At 65.1% G+C, this 3,454-nt stretch carries 1 protein-coding gene and 1 pseudogene; both read left to right on the top strand.

The window, feature by feature from the left end; genetic code table 11:
• The coding region (rpoB, locus tag V5A19_RS14075) for a DNA-directed RNA polymerase subunit beta (protein ID WP_332327973.1) at window positions 1-1,932 on the top strand (1,932 nt) is incomplete at its 5' end.
• A 105-nt stretch (window positions 1,933-2,037) separates the two neighbouring features.
• Window positions 2,038-3,454 (top strand): annotated as a pseudogene (locus V5A19_RS14070) (DNA-directed RNA polymerase subunit beta'); the annotation flags it as partial.

Genomic DNA, 3,454 nt, shown 5'->3' with positions numbered 1-3,454 from the left:
CGCGTGGCCGTGGACTCCGGGGTAGCGGTGGCCGCCCGCCGCGGCGGCGTCGTGGAGTCGGTGGACGCCTCGCGGGTAGTGGTGCGGGTAGGCGACGACGAGACCGCCCCCGGCGAGCCCGGCGTCGACATCTACAACCTGATCAAGTACAGCCGCTCCAACCAGAACACCTCGATCAACCAGAAGCCGCTGGTGCATCAGGGCGAGCGGATCGAGGCGGGTGATGTCCTGGCCGACGGCCAGAGCACCGATATGGGCGAGCTGGCCCTGGGCCAGAACATGAAGGTGGCCTTCATGGCCTGGGGCGGCTACAACTTCGAGGACTCCATCCTGGTGTCGGAGCGGGTGGTCCAGGAGGACCGCTTCACCTCCGTCCACGTGGAGTCGTTCTCGGTGATGGCCCGCGACACCAAGCTGGGCACCGAGGAGATCACCCGGGACATCCCCAACGTCAACGAGGAGGCCCTGGGCGACCTCGACGAGTCCGGCATCATCCGCATCGGTGCCGAGGTGACCCCGGGCGACATCCTGGTGGGCAAGGTCACCCCCAAGGGCGAGACCCAGCTCACCCCCGAGGAGAAGCTGCTGCGGGCGATCTTCGGCGAGAAGGCCTCGGACGTGAAGGACACCTCCCTGCGGGCCTCCACCGGCGTCCACGGCACCGTCATCGACGTCCAGGTTTTCACCGCCGAAGGGGTAGAGAAGGACGCCCGCGCCAAATCCATCGAGGAGGACGAGCTGGAGCGGGTCCAGAAGGACCTGCAGACCCAGCACCGCATCGTCGAGGACGACGCCTACGCCCGCCTCGAGGATCTGCTGGTGGGCAAGGTGGCCGATGGCGGTCCCGACCTTGAGTCGGGCAAGAAGGTCACCAAATCCTACCTGCAGGGTCTGCCGCGCGCCCGCTGGTTCGAGATCCGGATGCGCAATGAGGACGTCAACGACCAGATGGAGAAGATCCGCGAGCACCTCGAGGAGCAGCGCGCACTGCTGGAGCAGCGGCTGGAGGAGAAGCGCGACAAGCTGACCTCCGGAGACGAGCTGTCCCCTGGCGTGCTCAAGATGGTCAAGGTGTTTGTGGGCGTGAAGCGGCCTCTGCAGCCCGGGGACAAGATGGCCGGCCGTCACGGCAACAAGGGTCTGATCTCCAAGATCCTGCCCCAGGAAGACATGCCCTTCCTGGAGGACGGCAGCCCCGTGGATGTGGTCCTCAGCCCGCTGGGCGTGCCCTCCCGTATGAATGTCGGCCAGATACTGGAGACTCACCTGGGCTGGGCCGCCAAGGTGCTGGGTCTGAACATTGCCCACATGCTCGATGACAACGGCAACGTCTACGGCCTCCGCGAGTTCCTCGAGGAGATCTACGACCACGAGGAGGAGCGCCAGGCCCTCGAGGAGATGGGCGACAACGAGGTCAAGACCCTGGCCAACAACCTGCGCCAGGGCGTGCCCACCTCCACGCCGGTCTTCGACGGCGCCTCCGAGACGGAGATCAAGGGCATGCTGCGCAAGGCGGAGCTGCCCGAGTCCGGTCAGGTGCCGCTGTACGACGGGCGAACTGGCGAGGGCTTCGATCGACCGGTGACCGTGGGCTACATGTACATCCTGAAGCTCCATCACCTGGTGGACGACAAGATCCACGCCCGCTCCACCGGGCCCTATTCCCTGGTCACCCAGCAACCGCTGGGCGGCAAGGCCCAGTTCGGCGGGCAGCGCTTCGGCGAGATGGAGGTGTGGGCCCTGGAGGCGTACGGCGCCGCCTACACCCTGCAGGAGATGCTGACCATCAAATCCGACGACGTGGCCGGGCGGACTGCCGCCTACGAGGCCATGGTCAAGGGCGACGACAACTTCCAGCCCGGGATCCCGGAGTCCTTCAACGTACTGATGCGGGAGCTGCGGGCCCTGGCCATCGACGTCGAGCTGGAGTAGCCCGCACCCGGAGCCAAAGGGGGCCGGGCCGGTACCCGGAAAACACCGGCCCACCGTTTGCTTCCAGGCGTTATCGCGCCAAGGAGGATGACCTTGAAGGACATCATGAACCTGTTTAAGCAGAGCTCTCAGCAGCTCGAATTTGACGGGGTGCGCATCGGCATCGCGTCTCCCGATAGGATCCAGTCCTGGTCCTACGGCGAAGTGAAGAAGCCGGAGACCATCAACTACCGGACGTTCAAGCCGGAGCGCGACGGGCTTTTCTGCGCCAAGATCTTTGGCCCGGTGCGGGACTATGAATGCAACTGCGGCAAGTACAAGCGGCTCAAGCACCGCGGTGTGGTGTGCGAGAAGTGCGGTGTGGAAGTCATCCAGTCCAAGGTGCGCCGTGAGCGCATGGGCCACATCGACCTCGCCGCCCCTGTGGCCCATATCTGGTTCCTCAAGTCCCTGCCCTCGCGCATGGGCCTCCTGCTGGACATGGCCCTCAAGGACCTGGAGCGGGTCCTGTATTTCGAATCCTATGTGGTTTCCGACCCCGGAATGACGCCCCTGGAGCGCGGCCAGCTACTAACCGACGAGCAGTACCTTGACGCCATGGAGGAGTACGGCGACGAGTTCAGTGCCCAGATGGGCGCCGAAGCGATCCGCGACATGCTGGCGGCCATCGACCTGGACGCCGAGGCCGAAAAACTGCGCCAGGAGTTGGAGGACACCCGCTCCGAAGCCAAGCGCAAGAAACTGGCCAAGCGCCTGAAGACCGTCGAGGGCTTCCTTTTCTCAGGGAACCGCCCGGAATGGATGATCCTCGAGGTGCTACCGGTGATCCCGCCGGAGCTGCGCCCGCTGGTGCCCCTGGACGGGGGCCGCTTCGCCACCTCGGACCTTAACGACCTGTATCGGCGGGTCATCAACCGCAACAATCGCCTCAAGCGCCTGCTCGACCTCAAGGCGCCCGAGATCATCGTGCGCAACGAAAAGCGCATGCTCCAGGAGGCGGTGGACGCCCTGCTTGACAACGGCCGCCGCGGCAAGGTCATGACTGGGCCCAACAAGCGCCCGCTCAAGTCCCTGGCCGACATGATCAAAGGCAAGCAGGGCCGCTTCCGCCAGAACATGCTAGGCAAGCGGGTGGATTATTCCGGACGTTCGGTTATTGTTGTCGGGCCCGAGCTCCGGCTGCACCAGTGCGGGCTGCCCAAGAAAATGGCCTTGGAGCTGTTCAAGCCCTTCATCTACAACAAGCTGGAGGGTCGGGGTCACGCCACCACCATCAAGGCCGCCAAGAAGATGGTGGACCAGGAGCGGCCGGAGGTCTGGGACATCCTGGAGGAGGTCATCCGGGAGCACCCGGTGATGCTCAACCGGGCACCCACCCTGCATCGTCTGGGCATCCAGGCTTTCGAGCCGGTGCTCACCGAAGGCAAGGCCATCCAGCTGCATCCGCTGGTGTGCGCCCCCTACAATGCCGACTTCGACGGCGACCAGATGGCGGTGCACGTGCCGCTGTTCACCGAGGCCC

The organism is Thiohalorhabdus sp. (genome assembly GCF_036628635.1).
GTDB lineage: Bacteria > Pseudomonadota > Gammaproteobacteria > Thiohalorhabdales > Thiohalorhabdaceae > Thiohalorhabdus.
This window is presented reverse-complemented; position numbering and strand designations above follow the sequence as displayed.